The organism is Pseudomonas serbiensis, assembly GCF_030580745.1.
Taxonomy (GTDB): domain Bacteria; phylum Pseudomonadota; class Gammaproteobacteria; order Pseudomonadales; family Pseudomonadaceae; genus Aquipseudomonas; species Aquipseudomonas serbiensis.
Genome location: NZ_JAUQOO010000010.1, coordinates 115396 through 140854 on the forward strand (window position 1 = coordinate 115396; position 25459 = coordinate 140854).

The window sequence follows — 25459 nt, forward strand, 5'->3', positions numbered from 1 at the left end:
GCGCCGGGGTCTGCAATCAGCCCCCGGTACAACTGAATGATTGATAGCCAGAAGGCGTCAGGCCGGAGCTGCTCCGGTGGTCATTGGCAAGCGGGGGTCGGCGGCCCATTCCTGAAGAGAGCCGTCATAGATAAAGACGTCGGAGCGGCCGAGCAATGTAAGCGCCAGCGCTTGTGCAGCCGCGGAGATCCCGCCGCCGCAGTACAGAATCAGTGGTTCTTCGCTCTCAAGCAGTGGATCGAGCGCTTCACGCAACGCATCGGCCTCAAGGTAGCGGCCCTGCTCATCGAACAGCGTGCGAGCAGGCAGATTCAGACTGTCGGGGATATGACCACGTCGTGCATAGCGGCTCACGGCACTGCCATCGAACAGGCCAGCCGAGAGTGCGCAGACCAGAGTGCCTGGACGCTCTCCGGCAAGTACCGACTGAACGCCTGCCCGATCAATCCAGAACCCATCCCGGTATTCGGTTTGCCAGATGACAGGCTGTGTAGCCACGGGGCCGACCTCCTGTGGTAAACCGGCGCGCTGCCAGGCCTTGAAACCACCATCGAGCACCTGCGCATGCAGCCCGACACTGCGCAGCACCCACCACAGGCGCGCCGCCCAGAATCCGTCGTTACGGTCATAAATGACAATGCGTCGCTGATCGCCGATGCCCAGTGATCCCAACGCCGCTGCCAATGCCTGTGCATTCGGCAAGGCAAAACTGAACGTGGCTTGCGGATCACTCAAGGCCGCATACAAGTCAGCATGCAGCGCACCGGGAATATGTCCTTGCAGCCAGCCCTCGTAACCACTGCGGGCGTCGTAATCGCCATCGAAGCGCGGCGTTGCCAATTCGACTGTGGCATCGAGAATCAGCAAGGCCGGGGCAGCCAGAATCTCCTGCAACTCACCGGTTTGAATAAGGATTGAATCCACCGCAGTGCTCATGGCTGCACACTCCCTGCAAAACTGTTGAGATGAGCCAGCAAACGCTGCCCTTCAGCTCCCGCGAACCAACGGGTATGGCCGATGAGGTAAGCGTCATAGGCAATATTGGCGTTGGCCACAGAACCCACCACGCCCTGGTAATAGGCTATTTCCGACAACGCGAAATCAGCGTGGACCAGAGGCAAGAGCGCGGCCAGCGTCTGGAAATCCCGGGCCGAAAGCGGTTTTACGCTTTGATAACCGGCCAGAATCGCATCCACCGACTCAAGATGAACCACCTCGCGGACGCCGTTTTCCAGCTCCAGCCAGGCAATACAGTTGCGCTCCAGAGTGGTCGCCAGATCAAAAAGCGCGAAGGTCAGGTCGGCCAGCCCGAAGTCCAGCACGCTGGCAACCTGTGCCGCGCCTGACCCGGCGCTCCAGAGCAGATTGGATGCGTGCAGATCGTTATGGGTCCACAGGGGCGGCTGCTCGGCAAGCAAGGGATACAGCGCCCGATGGAACGGCACGTGCAGCGCTGTCAAATCATTGCGCCAGTCACGCTGGCTAAGGTAAGCAGCGAGTGCGGGATCGGCAGCGCTGGCAGCTTCGATGGCAGCAATCGGGTCCGGCTGACTGAACAAACGAAAGTTGGCCAGCAACACTGCGGCTTGTCGTGGTGGTGCCGAATAGCCCGTAGCGGCTTCATGCAATCGCGCCAGAGTCTGACCTGCTGCCCAGGCATGTCGAACATCCTGAAACGGCGTCCAGGACAACGCATCACGATACAGATCCTGCCCTGCTGCCAGGGCATGCACTTCATAGGTCCATTCGCCGATGGCAATGGCCGTATCACCCTGCTCATCAGCCAGTACTTCGGCAACCTGCACACCGTTCTGCCGCAGATGAGCGATGAAACGATGCTCTTCGGCCAGCCATGCGGGTTCCCGCACAGACCGATGATGACGCTTGACGAACACCGACCCGGTCGAAGTGTTGACGAGGCAGGCCGCCGAAAATGGCCTGGGACTGTGCCAGGTCAACGCCTGCAACGCGCCGACCTCGGGATAACGCCGTAGCAGTTGCTCGACGGACTCGGCAGATATCACCGGCCAGTCGGCCTCGACCGGCTCCAGTCCAAGACCATGTGCGCTCAGGCGTTCGGCGGCCATCAGACAGCCTCCGGCAGGTAAGCGTTAGTGGTCGCGCCCTGCCAGGCATTCCCGTCATTGAGCACCTGATGCTCATGCAGCCAGTGCGCGTAAGGCTCAAGCAGACTCTGGCGCTGCTCTCCCCAGCGGCCCTCATGCAGCCAGGTCGGAGCAATTCGCTGCAAGGATTGCGCGAGCAGTTCGCTGGGGAAATAAGGCGTGACCTGCTCGTAAGCCTGCAAGGCGCTCAATGGCTCCCGGGTGACAGCCAGGAAACCCCGTGCGGTGACCGCGAGAAAGGTGCGGATCAGTTCCGGGTCAACGGCAAGGGTGTCTTCATGGGCACCCAGCAGGTAGCTGTGATACGCCGGGGCACCGATCTCATCCACCGGCCAGACGACCCGTTGCTCATCGGCAATCGGGCTGGCCATCAACGCCTCCCAGGCCCAGTAACCGCCAAAACTCGCATCGGCAACGCCCGCTGCCAGTTGCTCGGGGCGTAACTCACGAACGCCACTGTCGACCACGATCACCGCATCCGGATCGCCACCATCGGCCTTCACCAGATGACGCACCATTGCCAGACCACGAGGCGTCGGATTCAACGCCAGACGCCGCCCCGCCAGATCCCGGGGCCGGGTAATACCTGAACTGGCGAGCGTCTGAATCGACTCAAGCCCACGATGATTGATAGCCGCAATGCCACACAACGGCTGCCCAAGCGCCCGCCGAACCAACAAGCGATTACTCGGAAACACACCGAAATGCACCGCCTTGCCCAACAGGTGATCGAGCGTATCCCCACGCCAGGGGTCATGAACCACCAACTCGACATCCAGACCGGCATCGCTATACCAGCCCCGCTCACGCGCTAGATAAAAACCTGCCGAATTAGGCCAGGGATGGAAATATTCGAGCATTACCCGTACACCAATCATCACCGCGCTCCTGCCCGACCACATCATTGTGGAAGGCTCCTGTCTTCTGAGTGCGGGTTTTATAGAAGCAAAATCTGGTATATACCAATATCGTTTGTTGCTATGGATATAGCTTTTTGGGCACTGAATGGGATGACCAGAAAGCTATTTCATGCATCTGCTGCCGCGCTTTCGAGCAGCGAATCAAGGCGTGTAGGGCTAATGCAGTCAGTCAAGAAACTGTCTGGTGGCTGTTATCACAATCCGTGGGAGGGGCCTTGGCCGCGACAGCATGCTGACGTGCGTCTTATCTGATCGACTTTAGCGTATAGGACCGGATTTATCCGGGAGGGGATTATTGCTGACGATGAATATGCAATGGATGTGCTGATATCGAAGTACCGCCTGGTAAGGACACACAGGCGGGCCTCTCAAGCCATGGAACTGCATTTTCTTGATGGAAAATGGCGAGATACCCTTGCGAAGATATTGAGGAAAACTACCCAAAGGAGCACAAAAAATCGGCTGTGGACCCTGTGCGATTAAAAACTTTGGTAATTACCGTCGCTTCCCTTTGGCGACAACGCATCTCTTCACCTTGAGCAGAAGCTACTGGTCCTAGCTATACGAAATTAAAGAATGTACGCCGATAACCACGAGCAAAGCAGACATGATCGCAAATGCCCATACCGACCATTTTTTTGTACTTTTATAGGCAGGTTCTCCTTGCTTGACTTTCTCCCACTCGGTTTTAAGCAATGCACGCGACGAAGCTGTAATTTCATTTGTTGCATTGTAAACCTGTTCTTTCAAAACATCCCATTTCTCTGACTCTTCCTCCCGGCCAAGCTCAGAAAACTTACCCATGCAATAATCAAATTTATTTTCAATCCTGACCAGATCCGAATCCTCAGGTTTGAAATGAAGACGGACCGTTGCATGCGCCTGATAAACCTCTCGCATTGACTGCCTTGAACGTTCCACACTCTTACCTAACAAATCTTTATAAAGATTTATGACTTCCCCAAGCAGATCCCTCTCTACTGGATTCTTTGTTTTACTTGCAATCAAGATCGCCTTGGTCATTTCACTTTTCAAATCTTTTACATGAACAATATTGGTGACATGAAAATTCAACTTTGCAATTAAATCAGACAGTGCAGCCCTTGCTGACTCGGTCCATGACTGTCTGAATTCCGTGGTTTTGCTTTCTTTCTCGTTAACCAGTTTCACAACACTCAACGCAGCAGTGATAAAGCCTGCTAATGCTGTAAGAAACGCCGTTAATAATATTTTGTCCATGCGTCCACTCCCCTGTGGCGAAAAATCGCCAACATCAAACACCATTTCAAATCAAATTGCCACCACCCAGAATTCAGTCATGAAGCTTCTGCTTTGACTGATCGACATCATCCAAACTGCCAAAATACATCACGCCATGATATAAAAGCCGCCCTTCACTCAACCGAAGCGACGCTCCCCCATGGCTGACACCCTCCACAAGCAGGATTTTGAAACCCTGTCCGAATTCCGCTACCAACTGCGGCGCTTCCTGCGTTTTTCCGAAGAGGCGGTGCAGGCCTGTGGAGTTACTTCCCAGCAGTACCTGTTGATGTTGCATACCCAGGGTTTCAGCGATCGTGATTGGGCAACGGTGGGTGAGCTGGCGGAGCGTTTGCAGATCGTGCCTCATGGCGCAGCGGCGCTGGTGAAGCGCTGCGAGGCGCTGGGGTTGGTGCAGACGCAGCGCAACGTCGCGGACCGACGAGAGGTACAGGTCAGTCTTACGGGCAAAGGCAGCGAGGTGCTGGCGCAACTGGCTTTTCTGCATCGAGAAGAACTCAAGTCGGCGGGCAAGCGTTTCCGCGTGCCTTTCGAGCAGGAGTAATCCCAAAAACATGCCTTCACCCTCCAACACAACCCTTGCTGCGCGCTTGCGCTCGCTATGGCCTGCACCCCACGCCATCGACACCCGAGAGAAAGTACGCGCCAGCATCGGCGCGGCCTTGGGCATTCTGTTGGTCGCCACCGTTGCTGCACTCTGGCTGCACGGCGCACACGCCATAGAGAACAGCTTTCTGGCCATGGCCATCGTCGCGCCCATCGGGGCCAGTGCGGTACTGGTGTTTGCCGTCCCATCGAGTCCCTTGGCGCAGCCCTGGTCTGTGGTGGGCGGCAACACGGTCTCGGCGCTGGCAGGCATTGCCTGCGCCAAATGGATTCCCGATGCCACGCTGGCTGCCGCGCTGGCGGTCAGTCTGGCGATTGCCGCGATGCTGGCGACACGTTGCCTGCATCCGCCGGGAGGCGCTGCGGCGCTATTGATGGTGATTACCGGTTGCGATCAGTTTGTGTACGCACTGAGCCCGGTCATGCTCGACTCGTTGCTGCTGGTAGCAGCCGGCGTGATCTACAACAATCTGACCCGCCGCCCCTGGCCGCATGTCCAGCAGGCAAAAAGCGACTCGCCTGCCAGCCGTTTCAGTGATGCGGATCTGGATGCCGCCCTCGCCCATTACAACCAGGTGCTGGACGTCAGCCGTGACGACCTTCACGAACTGCTGGAGCGTGCGGAGGCCTCGGCCTACCAACGCAATATGGGCGAGATCCGCTGCGCAGACGTGATGAGCACTACGCCGATTGTCGCCCGTCAGGAAATGCCCCTGCGCGAGGCCTGGGCCTTGATGCGTCGACACAAGATCAAGGCCTTGCCGGTGATCGACCGGCAACGCCATCTGATGGGCATCGTGACAGTGGCGGATTTCATGAAGCAGATCGACCTGGACGCCCACGAAGGCGTGGGCTGGCACCTGAGGGCACTGCTGCGTCAAGTGAGCAACAAACAACCGGCGAGTATCGTCGGCGAGATCATGACCCGCAAAGTGCGCGTCGCCAGCGCCGAACGCCTGCTGACCGATCTGGTGCCAGTGTTTTCGGAAAATGGCCATCGGCATGTTCCGATCATCGACGCCCAGCGGCACCTGGTGGGCATCATTACCCAGTCCGACTTGATCAAGGCGCTGTATACAGCTGTTCGGGTTTAAAGCGTGATCATTGCTCTTATATAGGCCCAGGGATAAATCCCCTGCATATGCCCATCGCTGAAGATCAACTGCACGCCATAACCCTGATCGACGATGTCGGTGATGCGGACCTCTTCATTCACCAGATCGATCCGCCCGCGCAGCCGTGCAGCCCTACAGTGCGAGCACGGGCATAGGGCACGCAGTTGGCCGTGGGCCAGGGCTTGCGCCTGACCATCGGGCCACTCCACATGCAGCAGCCCGCCGTGTCTGACGTTGCGGATCGCCGAAGGCACCATCATGGCTCCAGTTGCGACAGTGCAATGCGAACGGCCTTGCGCACTTCAGGGTCGCCATCGTGCTCGGCCAGTCGCAGCGCAGACAAGGCTTGCGGGTCGCCAAACTCGCCCAGTGCCAGAGCCGACTCCTTGCGCAGATTGCTGATGCTGTGTGACAACAGGCTCTCCACAGCTCCACGCGCCGGGCTGTACTTGAGCCGGCCCAATGAGCGCACTGCACGCAAGCGAACCTGCCAATAGGCATCGTCCAGTGCCACCAGCAGCGCGCGGCCAGCAGACTCGTCACCAACCTTGCCCAAAGTGGTCGCCGCCTCTTCGCGCACTTGCCACCGGGGATCGTTCAAAGCTGTCGTCAAGGCTTCGATAACCGCTGGAGTGCCCGCAAAGCCGACCGCGCCAGCGGCCATGCGCCGGACTTCAATATCGTCGTCTGTGGCCAGACGTTGAGTCAGGTCAGCCAGTGCTTCGGTGTGTTTCAACCAGCCAAGAATACCCACGGCCTCGCGGCGAATCGCAGCAGCCGGGTCAATCAAGGCTTCACGGGCGACTTCGGCGCTGGCGGGCAGTCTCAATTCACGCAGGGCACGCAAGGCGCTACCCCGCACGAAAGGATCGGCATGCCGCGCCCAAGGCAACAGCAACTGGCCAGCGGCTTCAGTCTTGAGCTGCGAGAGGCTTTGTGCAGCCGCTTCACGCACTTCCTGCCCGGTGTCGGTCAGGGCCTGGCACAGGGCGGTCACCACCGATGCCTCCTCCCAGGCTTCAAGCAAGCGCGCAGCTTCGGCGCGCACGTTTGAAGCGGGGTCCTGACGCAAGGCTTCGGTCAACCAAGGCAGGCTGTCAGGGTCTTCGAGGTCGGCCAGTGCAATGAGGGCGATTCTACGCACCACCGCATCCGCATCTTCAAGACGCGGCTGGAGTTCGAGAATGTCGGGGTTATCGGTTATCAGGCTCATGAACGGCTCACAGTGCAATACGTAACAGGTCTTGTTGCAGGGGCAACCCCAGCGGGGTCAGGCGTGGCAAAGGCGGTGCATCGGGACCATGATCGAGCAGTTCCAGGCAATGACGCTTGAGTTCGACGAAGCCAGGACTCGTCAGCAGAGACGGCTGTCGCGGGCGTGGAAAGTCCAGCTTCAGGTCGGCGATGAAACGCCCAGGACGAGCACTCATCACCAGAATGCGATCCCCCAGAAACAGCGCTTCATCGATGTCATGGGTGACAAACACCACCGTGGTGCCGATCCGGCCCCAGATATCGAGCAGCAGTTGCTGCATGCGCGAACGTGTCTGGGCATCCAGCGCACCGAAGGGTTCATCCATCAGCAGCAGACGCGGACGGTTGATCAGCACACGAGCAATCTCGGCCCGTTGCTGCATGCCACCGGACAATTGCTTTGGCCAGTGCCCGGCGAAGTCTTCAAGACCCACCCAACGCAGCATTTCCAGCGCCTGGCGGTGGCGCTCACGCTTGGATACGCCTTGCATTTTCAGGCCGAAAGCGACGTTATCGAGAACACGACGCCATGGCAGCAAAGTGTGATGCTGGAAGACCATGCCGCGTGTGGGAGATGGCCCGTCGACGATGGATCCGTCGACCCGCAGTTGCCCGCTGCTGGGCTGCAAGTGCCCGGCGAGCGCCCCCAACAAGGTCGACTTGCCGCAGCCAGAAGGCCCCAGAATGCACACGAACTGCCCAGGCGAAATGCTGAAGTCGAGTGCCTGTACGGCTTCAAAAGCGTCATCACCGTCACTCAGACGAATGCCGACGTTTTCTCCTTGAACAAGTCCTGAGGTCATCGTTGTGCTCCTGTCTGGTTATTCCACGGCATGCACCACGCGCCCAGGCGTTTGACCAGCGCACTGCTGACCAGCCCGAACAGGCCGATCAGCAGCATGCCGACCATGATGTCCGCGTAGTTCTGCAAGGTGTAGGACTCCCAGGTGTAGTAACCCAGACCCCACTGGCCGGAAATCATCTCGGCGGTCACCAGACAGAACCATGAGGTCCCCATGCCGATGGCCAGCCCCGTGACAATGCTGGGGCCTGCGCCCGGCAGCACCACTTCGCGCAGGATCGCCAGCCGCCCTGCCCCGAGGCTGAGGGCCGAAGCCACCAGACGCCGGTCGACGCTTTCGACGCCATGAACGGTATTGAGCAGAATCGGAAACAGCGCCCCGGTAAAGGTGATGAACACCATGGACAGCTCTGACGATGGAAACATCAGAATCGCCAGCGGGATCCAGGCCACGGCCGGAATCGGCCGCAGCACTTCAAGAGGTGGCAGCAGCACGTCCGAAGCCCAGCGCCAGCGGCCGATCAGCACACCCAGGGCGATGCCCAACACCGCAGCCGTTGCATAGCCAGCCGCAACGCGCCCCAGGCTGGCGCTGACATGCCGGAACAGAGCCGTCGAAGACGTCAGCTCATGCAGCGCGGCAAAGACTTCACCCGGTGTCGGCACGTTGCGAAACGTCACCAGGCCCAGGTCCAGTTGATGGCTGGCCGCGACCTGCCAGAACAACAGGCAGGCCAGAATCGACGATCCCCGCAACACCCAACGGGCAAGGTTGGATAGCCTCATCGAATGCACCTCAACGCGCCGTCACCGCGGTATCGCCGGTCAAACCTGCGAAATCCAGGACTTGCCCGCCACGGGCTTGCGCATCGCTGACTGCCTGATCCTTGAGCAGGAAGGCATCCAGGCGGCCCTGTGCAGTCTTGACGAACCAGGCGCTATCGGCGAGCAACTTGATGCCGCTGTCGCTGGCCTGGGTATAGAACCCGCGAATCTCGTGACCGTTTTTCTTCAGCTCGGCCAGTTGAACAATGGCTTCCTCGGGCGAGGCGTAATTGCGTACCTGGGCTTCGCCCTTGACCCAGATCTGCGCGACCCGCTTGAAGTCGGTGATCGGCTTGCCAGTCACGGCATCATTGGCCAGCAGAGGCTGGGCAGCGTAGTTGGCCAGTGCCTTGTCATAATCCAGACCGCTGGCCTTGAAGGCGGCGCGCAGGTACTGGTCGTCGATAAAAGTGTCGGTGTTGAGCCCGCGATCAGCCTTTTTCAGCAACTTGAGGGTGTCGATGGCGGTGCTGACGGCCTGGCGGTATTCCGGTTTCCAGGTCAGGTCGCGGGTCTGCAACCCCAGTGGGCCGTGGTAGAGATAGTTGACCGAAGCCTCGATACCGGCGACTTTTTCGATCAGCTCGCTGTACTTCTCAGGCTGCTCGGCCAGCAGGCGATTGGCCTCGATGGTGGCGCGCAGGTAGGCGACGACGATTTCCGGGTATTGTTGAGCAAAGTCCTGCTCCACAAGGGCGCCGTGGAAAGTGGGCGCCTTGGCCTGGGAGCCGTCGAATATCTTGCGGGCGAAACCACGGCTGACGAACAGTTCGGCAAAGGGCACAAAGTCAGCGTGGGCGTCGATCTTGCCCGCCTGCAAGGCCGAACCTGCGACTTCCGGCGCTTGCGCGATGATGGTCAGGTCACGCGCCGGGTCCCAACCCTGAGCGGCTACAGCACGTAACAACATGCCATGGGCGGTCGAGGCGAAAGGCACGGAAACCGTCTTGCCCTTGAGTTCGGAGATCGACTGTACCGGGGATTTTTCAGGTACGACGATGCCGTTGCCACTGCCCTCGACACTGCCAGACAGAACGTTGATGAACAGGCTGCGACGCCCTGCTGCTTCATGGGCCACACCATTGAGACTGCCGGGGAAATCGGCCATCGCGCCGAAGTCCAGCTTGCCGGCGACCATCTCGTTGGTCAGCGGCGCACCGCTGGTGAAGTTCTTCCATTGGATGTCGTAGTCGACATCCTTGTACTTGCCGTCATTGGGCAAGTACTTCTGCAGCAGTCCCAGCTCACGAATCATCAGGCCGCCAGCGGCGCAGTTGATGGTAGTGTCCTGAGTGCCAATGGCAATGCGGATAGTCTGGGCCTGGGCCCCGAAAGCGGTGGCTGCCAGCAGCAGGCTGGCCAGAGTCGTGCGTAAGAACATAGGTTATCCCCTCGAGTCAAAGATGCGTCGATCGTCTCCTCCACGGGTCAAGTGGTGGGAAACGAGGGGTGCATGGCAGGCGTCCGGTGGTTTGGCCGGTGGCATTTTTTATGGTTATGGCTGGGCGTGATCAGCGCAGCAAGTAAGGAATCTCGACCTTGACTGCACCGGTCGGGCAGTCGGTTTCGCAGGGCATGCAATACCAGCATTCATCGAACTGCATGAAGGCCTTGCGAGTTGTGGGATCGATGGCCAGCAGGTCCATCGGGCACACGTCCACGCACACCGTGCAGCCCTTTTCGGCGATGCACTTGTCGTTGTCCACGGTGACCGGAGCGGAGCTTCTGAAGAAAATTTCCTGGGGTTGAAAGGCCATGGTGCAGTCCTCGAATCAGGCAGGTTGGCCGGGGGCGACCCGTAGCCGGTTGTAGGCGGTGCGCTCGTCGTTATCCAGGGCGACGAGATAGGGTTCCACCGGTTTCTTGAAGCTGGTCATGCGGCCATCCGGGCCTTTTTTCAGATGGCAATGGCAGAACCAGTCCTCATCGTTGCGCTGCGGATGATCGACGCGGTGGTGATAAAGGCCCCAGCGACTCTCTTCACGAAACAGCGAAGCACGGGCAGCCATCTCGGCGCAGTCGCGGATCACCGTGACCTCCAGAGCGCGCATCAGCTCATGGGGATTGTTGGCTTTCATGCTGGCCAGATCCGCTTCGATCTCGCTGAAGCGTTGCAGGCCGATCTCCATCTTGCGGGTCACTTTCGGCGGCTGCAGGTAGTCGTTGACCATACGCCGCAACTTGTACTCGACCTGCGCGGGTGGCAGGCCGTGCTCGCGCAGCAGCGGCGCATAGACCCGCGCCTTTTCGTCGGCGACCTGACCGGCACAAGGCTGCTGAAAATCACGGCCGGCCACATGCTCGGCGGCGTTGACCCCGGCGAACCAGCCATAGGTAAAAGCCCCGAGCATGTAGTTGTGCGGCACCGCCGCCATGTCACCGGCCGAATAAAGGCCCTTGACCGAGGTTTCCGCACGCTCGTTGACCCAGACTCCAGAAGCGCTGTGGCCGCTGCAAAAGCCGATCTCGGAAATATGCATCTCGACCATCTGCTGGCGATAATCGGTGCCGCGTCCGGCATGAAACTGCCCGCGACTGGGACGCTCGTTGCTGTGCAGGATCTGCTCGATGTTCTGGATGGTTTCTTCGGCCAGGTGATCGAGCTTGAGAAACACCGGGCCATTGCCGCCTTCGAGCTCCTGGTGGAACTCCCACATCATCTGACCGCTCCAGTAGTCGCACTCGATAAAGCGCTCACCCTTGTTATTGGCGGTGTAACCGCCCAGAGGACCGGTGACATAGGCACAGGCCGGGCCGTTGTAATCCTTGATCAGCGGGTTGATCTGGAAGCATTCGAGGTTCGCCAGCTCGGCACCGGCGTGATAGGCCATGGCGTAACCGTCACCGGCATTGGTGGGGTTTTCATAGGTGCCCATCAGGTAACCCGACGACGGAAGCCCAAGGCGACCAGCCGCGCCGCAGCAGAGAATCACCGCTTTGGCCTTGATCACGTGAAAGTCGGCGCTACGGCAATCGAAACCCATCAGGCCGCTGACAGCACCTTCGGTGTCGGTCAGCAGGCGAGTGACAATGACCCGATTGGTGATTTCCACCCTCGCCCGCTTGAGCTGGCGATACAGCACTTTCTTGATGTCGTGGCCCTCAGGCATCGGCAGTACGTAAGCGCCCATGTGATGGACTTTCTTGACTGCGTAGTCGCCAGTCTCATCCTTCTCGAACTTCACGCCCCAGCGGTCAAGCTGCTCGATAGTCTCGAAACTGTGTTCGGCATACGCCAGCACGGCCTTCTGATTGACGATGCCATCGTTGGCGACCGTGATTTCCTTGGTGTACTGCTCTGCGGTGGCGTGGCCGGGAATGACCGCATTATTCAGGCCGTCCATCCCCATGCTGATGGCACCGCTGCGCTTGACGTTGGCCTTGTCGATCAGCAACACGCGCAAGTCGCAATTACGCTCCTTGGCCTTGATCGCCGCCATGGGGCCGGCAGTGCCGCCGCCGATGACGACGATGTCGTATTCGCGCTCGATTGTCTGAAACTCGGCCATGCCCTGCTCCTCTCCGGTTCGATACGCCCGCTGACATTGGCAGGCGATGGCGCAGCAGTAGCGGTTTTCATCACGGCCGCTCTGCGCGCTCATAACTTGTTATAACAAGATATACGAGGATGATATTGGCTATGAGGGCAAGGCCAGAAATACTTTTTCGGACTAAGGATATTCTGCTGCCTGCAGGACGCAGGCAGCCGGACAAGACTCGACTCTAGCGGTCGATACGAAGGCGGTACTGGAAGGCGTCGCCGCAGTAATACAGGTATTCGAAGTCCAGCGGCTGCCCATCGGCCATGTGGGTCAATCGCTCGATACGCATGATCGGTGACCTGGGTTTGACTCCCAGCGCAGCGACCACCTGAGCATCGGCTTCGATGGCATCTATGGCCAGATCGGCATGCCCCAGGGCGATGTCGAGGTCGTTTTCCAGAATCAGAAAGATATCGCGAGTGGCCAGATCCGCCGATTCCAGACGTCGACCTGTAGCCTCGGGCAGATAAGTGATTTCCAGCGATACCGGCTCTCGGTTGACCAGTCGCACCCGGCGAATCTCGACCACGATCTGCCCTTCTTCGAGCCCCAGCCTCTGGGCAACGATGGCATCGGCAGGTAAATACTCGAAACCGCACATGCGGTTGGCGACCTCATGCCCGGAAGCCGCCAGCGCTTCGGCCAGTCCTTTCAAGGAACTGACGTTCTGGAACGCCTTGGGTTTGGAAACAAAGGTACCCTTGCCGTGAATCTTGAAGATCAGCCCTTCTTTCTGCAGATCACCCAACGCTTGCCGCACGGTAATGCGACTGACGCCAAACGCGGCCCCAAGCTCGCTTTCTGAACCCATGCGGCTGCTTGGCGCATAGGTGCCATCCAGAATCCGCGAACGAATATGCTCCTTGAGCTGTGCGTACAACGGAACGGGAGATTGGCTGGTCAGCTTTACAGGAGGCTCGGAGTTCATAGGGTTTCGGCTTGCAAGGGGTAACGCTCGGGAGTGATTGAGTGCAACGTTCACTGAGGCTGTCAGTAACTGCGGCGGCCGATAGACTAACTCAGCCGGGGAAGGGATTTCATCATTTGCGGCCTGGCCGACTGACAGTTGGGCTATGCGCGAATCCAGTTGTCAGTCAGCCCATCAGGTCGAACGTTTAATTCGAGTTCTGATTAACGAAGCTGCTGACTGCACGCACCACAGAGTTCGCACCTTGCTGAATCTCCTGGATTACACGGTCTGCATCATTGGCCAGTGTCAGCGCCTCAGTGGCCTGCTCGGTGCTGCGCTCAATCACGCCAACAGCCCCCGAAGCAAGGCTCTGGTTTTCCTTGACCACACTCACAATATCTTCCGTTGCCTTGGTGGTTCGAGAAGCCAGTTGCCGCACCTCATCGGCCACTACGGCAAAACCTCTGCCCTGCTCACCGGCGCGGGCAGCTTCGATGGCAGCGTTGAGAGCGAGCAGGTTCGTCTGCTCGGCAATGCTGCTGATGGTCTTGACGATTGTCCCGATAACCTGGCTCTGGGAATCAAGCGCTTCAATGCCTTGAGTCGCCTCTTGCATGGACCGGGTCAGACGATCCAGAACCTCAACCGTACTCTTGATGACTTCACGTCCCTGCTGGGCAGAGCTGTCAGTCTGGACAGAGGTTTGATACGCCATGTTCGATGCCTCGGACACCGCCTTTTCACGCTCGACCTGCTCAGTGATGACGGTTGCGAATTTGGCAATTTTATACAGTTTGCCATTCGCATCGGTGATGGGGTTATAAGAAGCCTCAAGCCATACATCCCGCCCGTATTTATCGACCCGACGGAAGCGATTGACGATGAACTCGCCTCTGCGCAGCCTTTCCCAGAAGTTTTTATAAGCTTCTGAACCGGACTCTTCAGGCAGGCAAAAGATGCTGTGGTGCTTGCCTTTGATCTGGGCAAGCTCATAACCCATGGCCTTGAGAAAGTTCTCATTCGCGCCGATCACGATGCCCTCAAGCGTAAAATCGATTACCGCCGTCGAGCGGTGCAGCGCGTTGACCAGGGCTTCATTCTCCCGGGACGCCTCGATCGTGCGCGTCAATACGCTTGAATAAAGAGTAATTTGCTCGATGCCGCCGGCTTCATTCTTGAGGGGCACGACAATCGTTCTGAGCCAGACCTTGGTACCTTGCTTGTGGTTCAGACGCAGTGTCCCGCTGAAATGCTTACCTTCCCGGATAGCATCAAGGGCTCGTCTCTGGTGAACATCACCACTCAACTCTGAGGGGCTCAGTGAGTCAAGACGACGCCCGACAATCTCACTCGACGAGTAGCCAAGCTCTGCCTTGAACAAGGCATTGATGGATTGAACGCTCCCTCGCCCATCCAGCACGGCCGCTACAGTCTCTAGATCAAGAACCTGACTGGCCTGCTCCAGCATGGCGAGACGAAGTTCCAGCGCCTTATTGGCTTGTTTCAAACGGGAGTTAAACATCGCGTGTATCCGAGGAAAGTTGCCTACTTCATCGGGTGCGGGGCGGGAATCTTTAGGGGGTTGGGGATGAGAAAGTGCAGTATTCAAGGCACGCGAACCGGGCCTTGAGGGCGAGGAGCAAAACGGGCTCCAAATGGTTTGTTTTCAGACCTGCCGCAGGAAGATGAACGGGCCTGGAATGAAGCCTCCAAGCCCGCCAGATACGGGCTTTGTCCTGCCCATCTTATCCTTGACGCTTGATATCTTCCTTCTCGGCCGCCTTGGCGCGTCTGGCCTCGTCCTTGATTTCCCCCACCAAAGCTGCAATTGCACGTCCACCGCTGAGCTTGGCAGTCGAAATCCCGGTCATTGTCAGCTCCGGAACATGCGTTTCCGGATTCCTCAGTTCAATGGACATTAAACCGTCCGGGCTGATGGTGCACTTGCAGATCGTAGGCCTGAAGGCCACTTCCATAACGTGACGCAATTCAAGATGAGAAAGCATTTGACCGTCCCTGTAGACGCTGTGTAGCGGATTAACACTGCAGTCTAGACCAAGGTTGCAGGTGTGGTTTTTGTCTGACGGAGCATGTGTAAATTTATATGTCGACACGGCACACACCACACAACAACATGAAGTTATTGGCATAAGGCCGAGTCGATTTCACTTATCGAAAGGGCCTTTATTGACTGCTCTGACATGAGGCAGCTAAAGCCTCTACTCTGCATCGATGAGGCTGTCAGTCTTGGGTTCGTCGTCGTTTTCCTGATCCGCTTGAGCATCATCGCCAGACCCAGGATTGCCCGGAGGCGGGTTCCAGTCTTCCGGGCGATCACCACTCTGCTTTGGCTCGGACTGGGTTTGCTCAAGGCCGGAGTCATGCTCTTCGCCGGTGTCGGTCGTCTTCTCAGCCGGCCCTGGGTAAGCGCTCTCAGGTCCGTTGTTTTCGATTTCCATGGCGACTCTCCTTTCTGTGCGCAGGATGTCTGCGCTCAAGGTTGAGATAGGCAGGAAGTGCCGGGAGTGCAGAGCAGCAGACAGGCGGTGGCAATGTGGGGGAAGCGGGCCGAAAACATGCCGATAAGCGAAATACTTCAGATCAACATCATGAAAATGGACTTGATGTCGGATGAAGAGCTTAAGGCTCACCTGAAATATCCGCGCCACGAAATCGTTATCAGCGAAAAGTTGCGCGAAGCGTTCGATAACGAGTCGCGCAAGGAGTTGAGGCGTAATCCAGGGGATGTTGAAGGCTAGATCACGTCTAGTTGAACACCATGCCCATGTAAAGCCCACCTACAACCAATTTGCCACCACCTACAGCTTTGACGGTCGCCTGGTCATTGTCAGGGTGATCATGACTCCCCCGACAACGAAAAGTGCTGCTGACTCATAGCTGGGCACAAAGACAACCAAAGCGTAATGGATAGCGATCAGGGTCAGTCCAACGCAGCAGACTTTCTTGTTCGATAGCGCGGCGCAATAGCTCTGCGCGGCCTTCATGTAAGTCCTCAGTTTTTTCATTCGCTTCATCCTTGATGTGGTCATCGATTCTAACACCAGAACCCCAACTGACCATGCCACCACCGGATACGGAGGTAGGCGTATGCATGGAGGAACGCCATGAGCCAATTTTATCTGCAGGACAGTCGAAGCCCGAGCGCCCGCGCATGGCAATATTCAATTGCTCAGGCTGCGGTCGATTCATCTACGATGTACAGCGTTTCCAGTACAACTGCCTGAACTGCGGTGCGGATAATCGGCCCTAGACAATCCATTTTTGACGCAATGAATATCCCGAGTGAAGAAAGCAAGGGTGAGAGCGGCGAAACTCTGGCAGGAGGAAAACCTTCGCCCAGTCCACCCTGAATATCTTTCGATCAGAATCCATGACTTGAAGCATACATTGGGTCGTCTACGCGCAGCAGGCGTGACCGAGGAAGATCGCAAGGCCCTGTTGGGCCACAAAAACGGCAGCATTACCAGTCATTACTCGGGCGCGGAGCTCGGGCATTTGATAGAAGCTGCGAATATGGTATCAGCAACTGACTCGCGCGGGCCTGTGCTGACGATTTTGAAAAGGAGGCAGGCGTGAAAAACAGAGAAGTCACGCAAAACTCGCGCACATGAAAAAGCCCAACCTTCACAGATTGGGCTAATTCATTGAAAAATATGGTCGGGACGGAGTGATTCGAACACTCGACCCCTAGCACCCCATGCTAGTGCGCTACCGGACTGCGCTACGCCCCGACTAGGCGTGAAACTGTTTCGCAACTTGCGAAAGCGGTGAGGAATATACCCTAAGCTTTTGAATTATGGAAGTATCTTGCTCATTCATCATGCACGGAGAATGACCAGTACATCTTCCAGCTCGGCAATCATCTGCCGGATCATCTGCTTGTTGGGCTGGGTATCGTCCTTCGCTTCGCCACTGGAAAGACGCAACCGGGCTCCACCAATGGTGAAGCCCTGGTCGTAGAGCAAGGCGCGGATCTGACGGATCATCAGCACGTCCAGTCGCTGATAATACCGACGGTTCCCGCGTCGCTTGACGGGGTTGAGTTGAGGAAACTCCTGCTCCCAATAGCGCAGAACGTGCGGTTTGACCGCGCAGAGCTCGCTGACTTCACCAATGGTGAAGTAGCGTTTGCCTGGGATAGGCGGTAGCTCGTCGTTATGACTTGGTTCCAGCATAAGCCTCAACTCGGGCCTTCAACTTCTGCCCTGGACGAAAGGTGACCACACGGCGAGCAGTGATCGGAATCTCCTCGCCGGTCTTTGGATTTCTACCAGGCCGCTGGCGTTTGTCTCGCAGGTCGAAATTGCCGAATCCGGACAATTTCACCTGTTCGTTGTCTTCCAGAGCGTGCCTGATTTCCTCAAAGAACAGCTCAACCAATTCCTTGGCTTCTCGTTTATTCAGGCCCAGCTCTTCGTACAGACGTTCGGCCATCTCAGCTTTCGTCAGAGCCCCCATACGCTACTTCCTTAACGTGACGTTTAACCGTTCCTCAAGTGAATTGAGGATAGCAAGTGTCGTTGCGTTTACCTCATCGTCATTAAGAGTGCGCGATGGATGCTGCCAGGTCAAGCCAACTGCAAGGCTTTTTCTATGCGGATCAATGCCTTTACCCTGATAAACGTCAAATAGCCTGAGGTCCGTGAGCCATTCGCCTGCATTTTCACGAATAACGTCAAGAACTGCACTTGCATTGACATCCCGATCAGCCAGCAGAGCCAGGTCGCGACGCACTTCCGGGAAGCGGGAAAGCTCGTGGAATTTCGGCAGACGGCCTGTGGAAACTTCGCCCAGAACCAGCTCGAACACGAACACCGGGCGATCAAGACCCAGCGTTTTTGCCAGTTCCGGATGAATGGCGCCCAGGAAACCGACTTCACGACCATCGCGCTCGATGCGAGCGGTCTGGCCAGGATGCAAGGCTGGGTGCTGACCCGCAGAGAAGGTGAACTCACCCAATGCGCCGGCAAAACCAAGCACTGCTTCCACGTCCGCTTTCACGTCGAAGAAGTCGACGGCATCACGGCCTTGTGCCCAGCCTTCAGGCAGACGGCTGCCGCAGACCACACCGGCCAGCATCGGCTCTTGCTTGAGACCATCAAGCTGGCCGACGAAACGCAGCCCGCTTTCGAACATGCGAACCCGGTCCTGCTGACGGTTGAGGTTATGTTGCAGAGCCTTGACCAGGCCCGGCCACAGGGAAGAACGCATGGCAGCCATGTCGTTGGAGATCGGGTTGGCCAGCAGCAGCGGTTCGACGCCCGGATTGAACAGCTCGAAAGCCTTCGGATCGATGAAGCTGTAAGTGATGGCTTCCTGATAACCGCGAGCAACCAGCAGGCGACGCAACTCTGGCAGATCGCCACGCGCTTCGGCCTTGGCCTGAGGTGCCAGACGGGCTTGCGGGTAGCGAACCGGCAGGTGGTTGTAACCGTACAGACGCGCCAGCTCTTCGATCAGGTCGACTTCCAGACTGATGTCGAAGCGATGACTTGGTACTTCAACGCGCCACTGGCCAGCAGCCTCGTTGCTCAGCTTCAAGCCCAGAGCCGTCAGAAGGCGTTCGATTTCGGCGTTTTCAATGACCAGACCGAGCATTTGCTCGACGCGGCTTGCACGCAGGGTAACCGAAGCAATCGAAGGCAGGTGCTGTTCGCTGACCGCTTCAATGATCGGGCCGGCTTCGCCACCAGTGATTTCCAGCAGCAGGCCAGTGGCACGCTCCATGGCTTCACGGGCAAGCTGCCAGTCCACGCCACGCTCGTAACGGTGCGAGGCATCGGTGTGCAGGCCGTAGGAACGGGCCTTGCCAGCCACCGAGATGGTGTCGAAGAAAGCGCTTTCCAGGAAAATATCCCGGGTCTTGGTGGTCACGCCACTGTGCTCGCCGCCCATGATGCCAGCGATAGCCAGAGCGCGCTGGTGGTCGGCAATGACCAGGGTGTCGGCACGCAGGCTGACTTCCTGACCATCGAGCAGGACAAGCTTCTCGCCCTCCTCGGCCATGCGCACACGAATCCCGCCATTGATTTCGGCCAGATCGAATGCATGCAGCGGCTGACCCAGCTCCAGCATGACGTAGTTGGTGATATCCACGGCAGCATCGATGCTGCGCACGTCCGAACGACGCAGGCGCTCCACCATCCACAGCGGTGTAGGACGCGACAGATCGACGTTACGGATCACTCGACCCAGGTAGCGTGGGCAGGCAGCAGGTGCCAGCAATTCGACAGGACGGACTTCGTCATGCACGGCAGCAACAGGCGCTACTTGCGGACGAGTGACCTCGGCGGCATAAAGCGCGCCGACTTCACGAGCCAGACCGGCAACCGACAGGCAATCGCCACGGTTCGGCGTCAGGTCGACTTCGATGCTGGCATCGTCCAGCTCCAGGTAAACACGAATGTCCTGACCAACAGGTGCATCGGCAGCCAGCTCCATCAGGCCATCGTTGCCCTCGCCCAGTTGCAGCTCGGCAGCGGAGCACAGCATGCCATTGGACTCGACGCCACGCAGCTTGGCTTTCTTGATCTTGAAGTCGCCCGGAAGCTCGGCGCCGATCATTGCGAAAGGAATCTTCAGACCCGGACGTACGTTTGGCGCGCCACATACAACCTGCAGAGTCTCGGTACCGTTGCTGACCTGACAAACGCGCAGCTTGTCAGCATCAGGGTGTTGCTCGGTGCTCAGGACTTCGCCTACGACTACACCCGTGAAGATGCCAGCGGCCAGCGTGACGCTGTCAACCTCAAGACCGGCCATCGACAGACGAGCAACCAGCTCGTCACGGGAAACTTGCGGGCTTACCCAGCCACGCAACCATTGTTCACTGAATTTCATCCTGCTCTCCTAATAGATTCGTTACGGGCATGCGTTCTAGCGAAATTGCGCCAGGAACCGCAGGTCGTTGTCGAAGAACAGGCGCAAATCATTGACGCCGTAACGCAGCATTGCCAGACGCTCGACACCCATGCCGAAAGCAAAGCCCTGGAACTCTTCAGGGTCGATGCCGGACATGCGCAGCACGTTCGGGTGGACCATTCCGCAACCCATGACTTCCAGCCAGCCGGTCTGCTTGCAGACGCGGCAGCCCTTGCCGCTGCACATCACGCATTCCATGTCGACTTCAGCGGAAGGCTCGGTGAACGGGAAGAACGAAGGCCGGAAACGCACGGCCAGCTCCTTCTCGAAGAACACTCGCAGGAACTCTTCGATGGTGCCCTTGAGGTCCGCGAAATTGATGTCGCGGTCGACCAGCAGGCCTTCGATCTGGTGGAACATCGGCGAGTGGGTGATATCCGAGTCACAGCGGTATACACGACCCGGACATACGATACGGATCGGCGGCTGTTGCGACTCCATGGTCCGCACCTGCACCGGCGAGGTGTGGGTACGAAGCAGCATGTTCGCATTGAAATAGAAGGTGTCATGCATCGCCCGCGCCGGGTGGTGGCCAGGGATGTTGAGCGCCTCGAAGTTATGGTAATCGTCTTCGACCTCAGGGCCTTCGGCAATGCCGTAACCGATGTGGGTGAAGAATTGTTCGATACGTTCCAGAGTTCGGGTGATCGGGTGCAGACCACCAGAGGTCTGACCGCGTCCCGGCAAGGTCACGTCAATGCACTCGGCCGCGAGCCTGGCAGTCAGTTCTGCCTGCTCAAACGACGCCTTGCGGGCATTGAGAACCTCTGTGACACGCTCCTTGGCAACGTTGATCAGCGCGCCGACTTGCGGACGCTCTTCAGCAGGCAGGTTCCCCAGGGTCTTCATCACCTGAGTCAACTCGCCTTTCTTGCCGAGGTAGTGAACCCGGATTTGCTCCAGGGCATTGATATCTTCGGCGCTTTGCACAGCCTCAAGAGCTTGCGAGACCAGCGCGTCCAGGTTTTCCATGTACAGACTCCAGATACGAAATAGGGGAAGAGCCAAAGGCTCTTCCCCTATTTATGACGTTCAAAACCGATTCCGGAACCCGGAACCGGTGATTGTCGGGGACTTAGGCCAAAGTGGCTTTAGCTTTCTCGACAATCGCAGCAAACGCCGCTTTTTCGTTCACTGCCAGATCAGCCAGAACCTTACGGTCGATCTCGATGGACGCCTTTTTCAGACCGGCGATCAAACGGCTGTAAGACAGACCGTTGGTACGAGCACCAGCGTTGATACGAGCGATCCACAGAGCGCGGAACTGACGTTTTTTCTGACGACGGTCACGGTAGGCGTATTGGCCTGCCTTGATTACCGCTTGCTTGGCAACACGGAATACGCGCGAACGCGCGCCGTAGTAGCCTTTAGCAAGTTTCAGAATTTTTTTGTGACGCTTACGGGCAATGACGCCACGCTTTACACGAGCCATGAGTTACTTCCTCTATTCTTGATCAAAATTAACGAAGGCGCAGCATGCGCTCGACTTTTGCCACGTCAGACGGATGCAGCAAGCTGCTACCGCGCAGTTGACGCTTACGCTTGGTCGACATTTTGGTCAGGATGTGGCTCTTGAAAGCGTGTTTGTGCTTGATGCCGTTAGCAGTTTTCAAAAACCGCTTAGCTGCACCACTTTTAGTCTTCATCTTTGGCATGTTCGGATACTCCGCATTCAGTTGATAAACATAACCGCAAGGCCTGCCGTGCCCTGGTGGTTATTTCTTCTTTTTCGGGGCGATGACCATGATCAGCTGGCGTCCTTCCATCTTAGGATGCTGTTCGACGGAACCGTATTCGAGCAGGTCAGCTTCAACCCGCTTCAACAATTCCATACCCAGCTCCTGGTGGGCCATCTCACGACCGCGGAATCTCAACGATACCTTGGCCCTGTCCCCGTCACTCAGGAAACGTACCAGGTTGCGTAGTTTTACCTGGTAATCCCCTTCCTCCGTCCCTGGACGAAACTTGATTTCTTTAACCTGGATCTGCTTCTGGTTTTTCTTCGCCGCAGCAATCTGCTTCTTCTTCTCGAAGATCGATTTGCCGTAGTCCATGACACGGCAGACCGGAGGTACTGCGTCGGCAGAAATCTCTACCAGATCCAGCTTCGCCTCTTCGGCTATACGAAGCGCTTCATCAATCGAGACGATGCCAATCTGCTCGCCGTCAGCGCCAATTAACCGAACCTCGCGGGCCGAGATATTCTCATTGATCGGGGCCTTGGGTGCAGCTCGTTTATCTTGTCTCATTTCACGCTTAATAATAATTACTCCGAATCTTGGCGACCACGCCGGGAAACCGCTTGTGCGAGGAATTCAGCGAATTGGGCGACCGGCATTGAACCGAGGTCAGCGCCTTCGCGTGTACGCACAGCGACAGTTTGCGTTTCAACTTCCCGATCTCCGATTACGAGGAGATAAGGGACCTTGAGCAAAGTATGCTCGCGGATTTTAAAGCCGATCTTTTCATTTCTCAAGTCAGACTTGGCACGAAATCCGCTTTGAGCCAGAGTTTTTTCGACTTCGAGAGCAAAATCTGCCTGTTTATCAGTGATATTCATGATCACTGCCTGCGTCGGAGCAAGCCAGGCCGGGAATGCACCTTCGTAATGTTCGATCAGAATACCGATGAAACGCTCGAAGGACCCGAGGATGGCACGGTGCAACATGACCGGATGCTTGCGACCGTTGTCTTCCGAGACGTACTCGGCGCTCAGACGGATAGGCAGGTTGAAATCGAGCTGCAGGGTACCACACTGCCAGACGCGACCGAGGCAATCCTTCAGGGAAAACTCGATTTTCGGACCATAGAATGCGCCCTCGCCCGGCTGCAGATCGTATGGCAGGCCAGCGCTGTCCAGCGCAGAAGCCAGTGCCGATTCGGCGCGATCCCACAATTCGTCGGAACCGACACGCTTTTCAGGACGGGTCGACAGCTTGAGCTCGATGTCCTTGAAGCCGAAATCGGCATACACATCCAGGGTCAGCTTGATGAAAGCGGCCGACTCGGACTGCATCTGCTCTTCAGTGCAGAAAATGTGTGCATCGTCCTGAGTGAAGCCACGCACGCGCATGATGCCATGCAGCGCACCCGACGGCTCGTTACGGTGGCAGGCACCGAACTCGGCCAGACGCAATGGCAACTCGCGGTAGCTCTTCAGGCCCTGATTGAACACCTGCACGTGGCATGGGCAGTTCATCGGTTTGATCGCGTAGTCGCGGCTCTCGGACTCAGTGGTGAACATGTTGTCGGCGTAGTTGGCCCAGTGCCCGGATTTCTCCCAGAGCGAGCGATCAACCACCTGTGGAGTCTTGATCTCCAGATAGCCGTTCTCGCGCTGCACTTTGCGCATGTACTGCTCAAGCACCTGATACAGGGTCCAGCCCTGCGGATGCCAGAACACCATGCCCGGCGCTTCTTCCTGGGTATGGAACAACCCGAGGCGCTTGCCGATCTTGCGATGGTCACGCTTTTCGGCTTCTTCGATGCGCTGGATATAAGCAGCCAGTTGTTTCTTGTCCGCCCAGGCCGTGCCGTAGACGCGCTGCAACTGCTCGTTCTTGGCATCGCCGCGCCAGTAGGCACCGGACAGCTTGGTCAGCTTGAAAGACTTGAGGAAACGGGTGTTCGGCACGTGCGGACCGCGGCACATGTCGACGTATTCTTCGTGGTAGTACAAGCCCATGGTCTGCTGATCGGGCATGTCCTCGACCAGGCGCAGCTTGTAGTCTTCGTTGCGGGCAGTGAACACTTCGATCACTTGCGCGCGCGGCGTCACCTTCTTGATGACGTCGTAGTCCTTTTCGATCAGTTGCTGCATGCGCTGTTCAATGGCCGCCATGTCATCTGGCGTAAACGGGCGCTCGTAGGCAATATCGTAATAGAAGCCATCATCGATCACCGGACCGATAACCATCTTCGCCGTCGGATACAACTGCTTGACGGCATGGCCTACCAGGTGAGCGCAGGAGTGACGGATGATTTCCAGTCCTTCCTGATCCTTGGGGGTGATGATCTGCAGGCTGGCATCGCCTTCGATGAGATCGCTGGCATCGACCAGCTTGCCGTCGACTTTACCGGCTACGGTGGCCTTGGCCAGACCTGCACCAATGGAAAGCGCGACATCGGCTACGGAAACCGGATGATCGAAGGAACGTTGACTGCCGTCGGGAAGAGTAATAGTGGGCATGGCGCCTCCTCTCCTAGTGGTGACCCCTACCAAAGGTCACGTGGGTTGGGATGAGCCAGTACGTGATTCGGTGGTATGCCTGCCTCACAGTGGCAGGAGCCTTCAGGCCAACCTTGAACCGAACCAGATGACTGGATTGTGCGAAAAAACCTGTATGTGCCACACCGATAACCATTCAGTCACGGGGCCGGAAATCTACAGGACGCGCATCCTAGCACAGCTGCATCGATTCACACGCACAACCTGCCCGATGAGTATGGAAATAGAGCGTTTTTGCATATTGCCTGAACTGGAGCCCTTCAAGACCGTCTGAATAAGTCGAGTTCCTGTATGACTCTTCCAGTAAAGGAGAACACCATGAAGCGCTTACACCTTATGCCTGCCCTGCTTGCCTGTGCCGCCCTGGCCGGGCCGCTGACCGCTCAAGCGGCGATGGACAGCGCGACTCGCTCAGCCTTCACTCAAGAATGTGTCAACGCCGCGAAACAGCACAAGCTGGACGACAAGACAGCCAAGGCCCATTGCGATTGCGGCGCCAAGCAGGTCGACAGCCATTTCTCGGACAAGGAAATCGCCAGCCTCAGCACCGACGCCGCTCAAAACCCGGCCCTGGCCTCGAAACTGCAAAAACTGGTCGCCGAAAACTGCAGCGCGGCAAAAAAATAATTTCCCGCGACACCTGAAGCAACTCACCAGCAATGGCTGTTGAAGCTCCCGGAAAATATGCCCGAAAGCCGCGTAAAACGTGGCTTTCGGCGTAACAGAATCGACCCTCGATCTTCGCAAACTGTCACACCGAATTCACACAACGGTAATATGACGCCCTGCATCTTCTCGACTTTGATTCAAAGTTCCTACCTAAATGACTCTCTTTTCTTACATTTCGACTATTATGGCTCGGTGTGCCCAGTTGGCCTGAGCAGCACGTTCTACTGAAAAATTATGTT

The 25459-nt window shown here is 57.4% G+C and carries 28 protein-coding genes, 1 tRNA gene and 2 pseudogenes; 5 read left to right on the forward strand and 26 right to left on the reverse strand.

Annotated elements, in window-relative coordinates:
• Positions 1-57: 57 nt before the first annotated feature.
• The 4 genes from Q6A51_RS14725 to Q6A51_RS14740 all read right to left on the reverse strand — a co-directional run bounded on the left by Q6A51_RS14725 (position 58) and on the right by Q6A51_RS14740 (position 4285).
• On the reverse strand, positions 58-936 hold the full coding sequence (locus Q6A51_RS14725) for a sulfurtransferase (protein ID WP_304575110.1): 879 nt from the start codon (positions 934-936) through the stop codon (positions 58-60).
• Positions 933-2087 (reverse strand): phosphotransferase enzyme family protein, encoded by a 1155-nt coding sequence (locus Q6A51_RS14730; RefSeq protein ID WP_304575111.1) that lies wholly within the window; start codon positions 2085-2087, stop codon positions 933-935. Before Q6A51_RS14730 ends, Q6A51_RS14725 begins: the two co-directional genes overlap by 4 nt.
• Entirely contained in the window at positions 2087-3004 is a 918-nt protein-coding gene (locus tag Q6A51_RS14735) for an ABC transporter substrate-binding protein (RefSeq protein WP_304575112.1), read from the reverse strand. Before Q6A51_RS14735 ends, Q6A51_RS14730 begins: the two co-directional genes overlap by 1 nt.
• Before the next feature lie 597 nt (positions 3005-3601).
• On the reverse strand, positions 3602-4285 hold the full coding sequence (locus tag Q6A51_RS14740; RefSeq protein ID WP_304575113.1) for a hypothetical protein: 684 nt from the start codon (positions 4283-4285) through the stop codon (positions 3602-3604).
• Positions 4286-4466: 181 nt separating this feature from the next.
• Here Q6A51_RS14740 and Q6A51_RS14745 point away from each other — a divergent pair, with 181 nt between their 5' ends.
• Together Q6A51_RS14745 and Q6A51_RS14750 are read left to right on the forward strand one after the other, a co-directional pair.
• Positions 4467-4871, forward strand: coding sequence for a MarR family winged helix-turn-helix transcriptional regulator (locus Q6A51_RS14745; RefSeq protein ID WP_304575114.1), 405 nt, complete (start codon positions 4467-4469; stop codon positions 4869-4871).
• Positions 4872-4881: 10 nt separating this feature from the next.
• A complete protein-coding gene (locus Q6A51_RS14750) occupies positions 4882-6027 on the forward strand; it encodes an HPP family protein (protein WP_304575115.1) in 1146 nt (381 codons plus the stop codon).
• Here the strand turns inward: Q6A51_RS14750 and Q6A51_RS14755 are convergent.
• The 12 genes and pseudogenes from Q6A51_RS14755 to Q6A51_RS14805 all read right to left on the reverse strand — a co-directional run bounded on the left by Q6A51_RS14755 (position 6024) and on the right by Q6A51_RS14805 (position 15840).
• Entirely contained in the window at positions 6024-6308 is a 285-nt protein-coding gene (locus Q6A51_RS14755; RefSeq protein ID WP_304575116.1) for a DUF971 domain-containing protein, read from the reverse strand. The genes Q6A51_RS14750 and Q6A51_RS14755 overlap by 4 nt on opposite strands.
• A complete protein-coding gene (locus tag Q6A51_RS14760; RefSeq protein WP_304575117.1) occupies positions 6305-7261 on the reverse strand; it encodes a HEAT repeat domain-containing protein in 957 nt (318 codons plus the stop codon). The genes Q6A51_RS14755 and Q6A51_RS14760 overlap by 4 nt, the downstream gene beginning before the upstream one ends.
• Positions 7262-7268: 7 nt before the next feature.
• Entirely contained in the window at positions 7269-8105 is an 837-nt protein-coding gene (locus Q6A51_RS14765; protein ID WP_304575118.1) for an ABC transporter ATP-binding protein, read from the reverse strand.
• Entirely contained in the window at positions 8102-8890 is a 789-nt protein-coding gene (locus tag Q6A51_RS14770) for an ABC transporter permease (RefSeq protein WP_304575119.1), read from the reverse strand. Before Q6A51_RS14770 ends, Q6A51_RS14765 begins: the two co-directional genes overlap by 4 nt.
• Positions 8891-8900: 10 nt before the next feature.
• Positions 8901-10310, reverse strand: a complete 1410-nt coding sequence (locus tag Q6A51_RS14775) for an ABC transporter substrate-binding protein (RefSeq protein WP_201019142.1) — start codon at positions 10308-10310, stop codon at positions 8901-8903.
• A 130-nt stretch (positions 10311-10440) separates the two neighbouring features.
• On the reverse strand, positions 10441-10686 hold the full coding sequence (locus Q6A51_RS14780) for a 4Fe-4S dicluster domain-containing protein (RefSeq protein WP_201019141.1): 246 nt from the start codon (positions 10684-10686) through the stop codon (positions 10441-10443).
• 15 nt (positions 10687-10701) lie between these two features.
• A complete protein-coding gene (locus tag Q6A51_RS14785) occupies positions 10702-12438 on the reverse strand; it encodes a fumarate reductase/succinate dehydrogenase flavoprotein subunit (RefSeq protein WP_304575120.1) in 1737 nt (578 codons plus the stop codon).
• Between the two features lie 214 nt (positions 12439-12652).
• The gene (locus Q6A51_RS14790) at positions 12653-13399 is read right to left on the reverse strand and encodes a GntR family transcriptional regulator (protein WP_304575121.1); all 747 of its coding nucleotides are present in this window, start codon (positions 13397-13399) and stop codon (positions 12653-12655) included.
• A 187-nt stretch (positions 13400-13586) separates the two neighbouring features.
• Complete coding sequence (locus tag Q6A51_RS27530; RefSeq protein WP_405046153.1) at positions 13587-14096, reverse strand: methyl-accepting chemotaxis protein; 510 nt, start codon at positions 14094-14096, stop codon at positions 13587-13589.
• Positions 14097-14126: 30 nt separating this feature from the next.
• Positions 14127-14903, reverse strand: a pseudogene (locus Q6A51_RS27535) (PAS domain-containing protein); the annotation flags it as partial.
• 223 nt (positions 14904-15126) lie between these two features.
• A complete protein-coding gene (locus Q6A51_RS14800) occupies positions 15127-15387 on the reverse strand; it encodes a DUF1652 domain-containing protein (RefSeq protein WP_201019138.1) in 261 nt (86 codons plus the stop codon).
• 213 nt (positions 15388-15600) lie between these two features.
• A complete protein-coding gene (locus tag Q6A51_RS14805) occupies positions 15601-15840 on the reverse strand; it encodes a hypothetical protein (RefSeq protein WP_304575122.1) in 240 nt (79 codons plus the stop codon).
• A gap of 66 nt (positions 15841-15906) precedes the next feature.
• Here Q6A51_RS14805 and Q6A51_RS14810 point away from each other — a divergent pair, with 66 nt between their 5' ends.
• Positions 15907-16140, forward strand: coding sequence for a hypothetical protein (locus tag Q6A51_RS14810; RefSeq protein WP_304575123.1), 234 nt, complete (start codon positions 15907-15909; stop codon positions 16138-16140).
• 133 nt (positions 16141-16273) lie between these two features.
• On the opposite strand, the gene Q6A51_RS14815 is transcribed toward Q6A51_RS14810, so the two are convergent.
• The gene (locus Q6A51_RS14815; protein ID WP_304575124.1) at positions 16274-16591 is read right to left on the reverse strand and encodes a hypothetical protein; all 318 of its coding nucleotides are present in this window, start codon (positions 16589-16591) and stop codon (positions 16274-16276) included.
• Between the two features lie 96 nt (positions 16592-16687).
• Here Q6A51_RS14815 and Q6A51_RS14820 point away from each other — a divergent pair.
• Positions 16688-16978 (forward strand): annotated as a pseudogene (locus tag Q6A51_RS14820) (tyrosine-type recombinase/integrase); the annotation flags it as partial.
• A 78-nt stretch (positions 16979-17056) separates the two neighbouring features.
• Here Q6A51_RS14820 and Q6A51_RS14825 read toward each other — a convergent pair.
• The 9 genes from Q6A51_RS14825 to thrS form a co-directional block, all read right to left on the reverse strand.
• Positions 17057-17133 (reverse strand) — tRNA-Pro (locus Q6A51_RS14825).
• An 87-nt stretch (positions 17134-17220) separates the two neighbouring features.
• On the reverse strand, positions 17221-17577 hold the full coding sequence (locus tag Q6A51_RS14830; RefSeq protein ID WP_025260457.1) for a MerR family transcriptional regulator: 357 nt from the start codon (positions 17575-17577) through the stop codon (positions 17221-17223).
• The gene (gene ihfA, locus Q6A51_RS14835; RefSeq protein ID WP_002553164.1) at positions 17558-17860 is read right to left on the reverse strand and encodes an integration host factor subunit alpha; all 303 of its coding nucleotides are present in this window, start codon (positions 17858-17860) and stop codon (positions 17558-17560) included. Before ihfA ends, Q6A51_RS14830 begins: the two co-directional genes overlap by 20 nt.
• A gap of 3 nt (positions 17861-17863) precedes the next feature.
• Positions 17864-20242: a phenylalanine--tRNA ligase subunit beta gene (gene pheT / locus Q6A51_RS14840; protein WP_201006943.1), complete on the reverse strand. Its 2379-nt coding sequence runs from the start codon at positions 20240-20242 to the stop codon at positions 17864-17866.
• A gap of 36 nt (positions 20243-20278) precedes the next feature.
• The gene (gene pheS, locus Q6A51_RS14845) at positions 20279-21295 is read right to left on the reverse strand and encodes a phenylalanine--tRNA ligase subunit alpha (RefSeq protein WP_024685429.1); all 1017 of its coding nucleotides are present in this window, start codon (positions 21293-21295) and stop codon (positions 20279-20281) included.
• Positions 21296-21398: 103 nt separating this feature from the next.
• Positions 21399-21755, reverse strand: coding sequence for a 50S ribosomal protein L20 (gene rplT / locus Q6A51_RS14850; RefSeq protein WP_016963673.1), 357 nt, complete (start codon positions 21753-21755; stop codon positions 21399-21401).
• A gap of 28 nt (positions 21756-21783) precedes the next feature.
• Positions 21784-21978, reverse strand: a complete 195-nt coding sequence (gene rpmI, locus Q6A51_RS14855; protein WP_002553160.1) for a 50S ribosomal protein L35 — start codon at positions 21976-21978, stop codon at positions 21784-21786.
• 60 nt (positions 21979-22038) lie between these two features.
• Complete coding sequence (gene infC, locus Q6A51_RS14860; RefSeq protein ID WP_170929410.1) at positions 22039-22590, reverse strand: translation initiation factor IF-3; 552 nt, start codon at positions 22588-22590, stop codon at positions 22039-22041.
• Positions 22590-24512 (reverse strand): threonine--tRNA ligase, encoded by a 1923-nt coding sequence (gene thrS, locus Q6A51_RS14865; protein ID WP_201006940.1) that lies wholly within the window; start codon positions 24510-24512, stop codon positions 22590-22592. The genes infC and thrS overlap by 1 nt, the downstream gene beginning before the upstream one ends.
• A gap of 357 nt (positions 24513-24869) precedes the next feature.
• Here thrS and Q6A51_RS14870 point away from each other — a divergent pair, with 357 nt between their 5' ends.
• The gene (locus Q6A51_RS14870) at positions 24870-25178 is read left to right on the forward strand and encodes a hypothetical protein (protein WP_201006938.1); all 309 of its coding nucleotides are present in this window, start codon (positions 24870-24872) and stop codon (positions 25176-25178) included.
• Positions 25179-25459 lie beyond the last annotated feature (281 nt).

What these genes read in the sequence shown, in the direction of transcription:
- Q6A51_RS14790 (WP_304575121.1), bottom strand. Translation starts at nt 13,399, where the DNA reads ATGAACTCCGAGCCTCCTGTAAAGCTGACCAGCCAATCTCCCGTTCCG.
- Q6A51_RS14870 (WP_201006938.1), top strand. Translation starts at nt 24,870, where the DNA reads ATGAAGCGCTTACACCTTATGCCTGCCCTGCTTGCCTGTGCCGCCCTG.
- Q6A51_RS14750 (WP_304575115.1), top strand. Translation starts at nt 4,882, where the DNA reads ATGCCTTCACCCTCCAACACAACCCTTGCTGCGCGCTTGCGCTCGCTA.
- Q6A51_RS14745 (WP_304575114.1), top strand. Translation starts at nt 4,467, where the DNA reads ATGGCTGACACCCTCCACAAGCAGGATTTTGAAACCCTGTCCGAATTC.
- Q6A51_RS14775 (WP_201019142.1), bottom strand. Translation starts at nt 10,310, where the DNA reads ATGTTCTTACGCACGACTCTGGCCAGCCTGCTGCTGGCAGCCACCGCT.
- pheT (WP_201006943.1), bottom strand. Translation starts at nt 20,242, where the DNA reads ATGAAATTCAGTGAACAATGGTTGCGTGGCTGGGTAAGCCCGCAAGTT.
- Q6A51_RS14830 (WP_025260457.1), bottom strand. Translation starts at nt 17,577, where the DNA reads ATGCTGGAACCAAGTCATAACGACGAGCTACCGCCTATCCCAGGCAAA.
- Q6A51_RS14765 (WP_304575118.1), bottom strand. Translation starts at nt 8,105, where the DNA reads ATGACCTCAGGACTTGTTCAAGGAGAAAACGTCGGCATTCGTCTGAGT.
- rpmI (WP_002553160.1), bottom strand. Translation starts at nt 21,978, where the DNA reads ATGCCAAAGATGAAGACTAAAAGTGGTGCAGCTAAGCGGTTTTTGAAA.
- pheS (WP_024685429.1), bottom strand. Translation starts at nt 21,295, where the DNA reads ATGGAAAACCTGGACGCGCTGGTCTCGCAAGCTCTTGAGGCTGTGCAA.
- Q6A51_RS14785 (WP_304575120.1), bottom strand. Translation starts at nt 12,438, where the DNA reads ATGGCCGAGTTTCAGACAATCGAGCGCGAATACGACATCGTCGTCATC.
- Q6A51_RS14760 (WP_304575117.1), bottom strand. Translation starts at nt 7,261, where the DNA reads ATGAGCCTGATAACCGATAACCCCGACATTCTCGAACTCCAGCCGCGT.
- Q6A51_RS14815 (WP_304575124.1), bottom strand. Translation starts at nt 16,591, where the DNA reads ATGAATCGACCGCAGCCTGAGCAATTGAATATTGCCATGCGCGGGCGC.
- Q6A51_RS14780 (WP_201019141.1), bottom strand. Translation starts at nt 10,686, where the DNA reads ATGGCCTTTCAACCCCAGGAAATTTTCTTCAGAAGCTCCGCTCCGGTC.
- Q6A51_RS14725 (WP_304575110.1), bottom strand. Translation starts at nt 936, where the DNA reads ATGAGCACTGCGGTGGATTCAATCCTTATTCAAACCGGTGAGTTGCAG.
- Q6A51_RS14730 (WP_304575111.1), bottom strand. Translation starts at nt 2,087, where the DNA reads ATGGCCGCCGAACGCCTGAGCGCACATGGTCTTGGACTGGAGCCGGTC.
- Q6A51_RS14755 (WP_304575116.1), bottom strand. Translation starts at nt 6,308, where the DNA reads ATGATGGTGCCTTCGGCGATCCGCAACGTCAGACACGGCGGGCTGCTG.
- Q6A51_RS14770 (WP_304575119.1), bottom strand. Translation starts at nt 8,890, where the DNA reads ATGAGGCTATCCAACCTTGCCCGTTGGGTGTTGCGGGGATCGTCGATT.
- Q6A51_RS14800 (WP_201019138.1), bottom strand. Translation starts at nt 15,387, where the DNA reads ATGCTTTCTCATCTTGAATTGCGTCACGTTATGGAAGTGGCCTTCAGG.
- Q6A51_RS27530 (WP_405046153.1), bottom strand. Translation starts at nt 14,096, where the DNA reads ATGGCGTATCAAACCTCTGTCCAGACTGACAGCTCTGCCCAGCAGGGA.
- Q6A51_RS14805 (WP_304575122.1), bottom strand. Translation starts at nt 15,840, where the DNA reads ATGGAAATCGAAAACAACGGACCTGAGAGCGCTTACCCAGGGCCGGCT.
- Q6A51_RS14740 (WP_304575113.1), bottom strand. Translation starts at nt 4,285, where the DNA reads ATGGACAAAATATTATTAACGGCGTTTCTTACAGCATTAGCAGGCTTT.
- ihfA (WP_002553164.1), bottom strand. Translation starts at nt 17,860, where the DNA reads ATGGGGGCTCTGACGAAAGCTGAGATGGCCGAACGTCTGTACGAAGAG.
- rplT (WP_016963673.1), bottom strand. Translation starts at nt 21,755, where the DNA reads ATGGCTCGTGTAAAGCGTGGCGTCATTGCCCGTAAGCGTCACAAAAAA.
- Q6A51_RS14735 (WP_304575112.1), bottom strand. Translation starts at nt 3,004, where the DNA reads ATGATTGGTGTACGGGTAATGCTCGAATATTTCCATCCCTGGCCTAAT.
- thrS (WP_201006940.1), bottom strand. Translation starts at nt 24,512, where the DNA reads ATGCCCACTATTACTCTTCCCGACGGCAGTCAACGTTCCTTCGATCAT.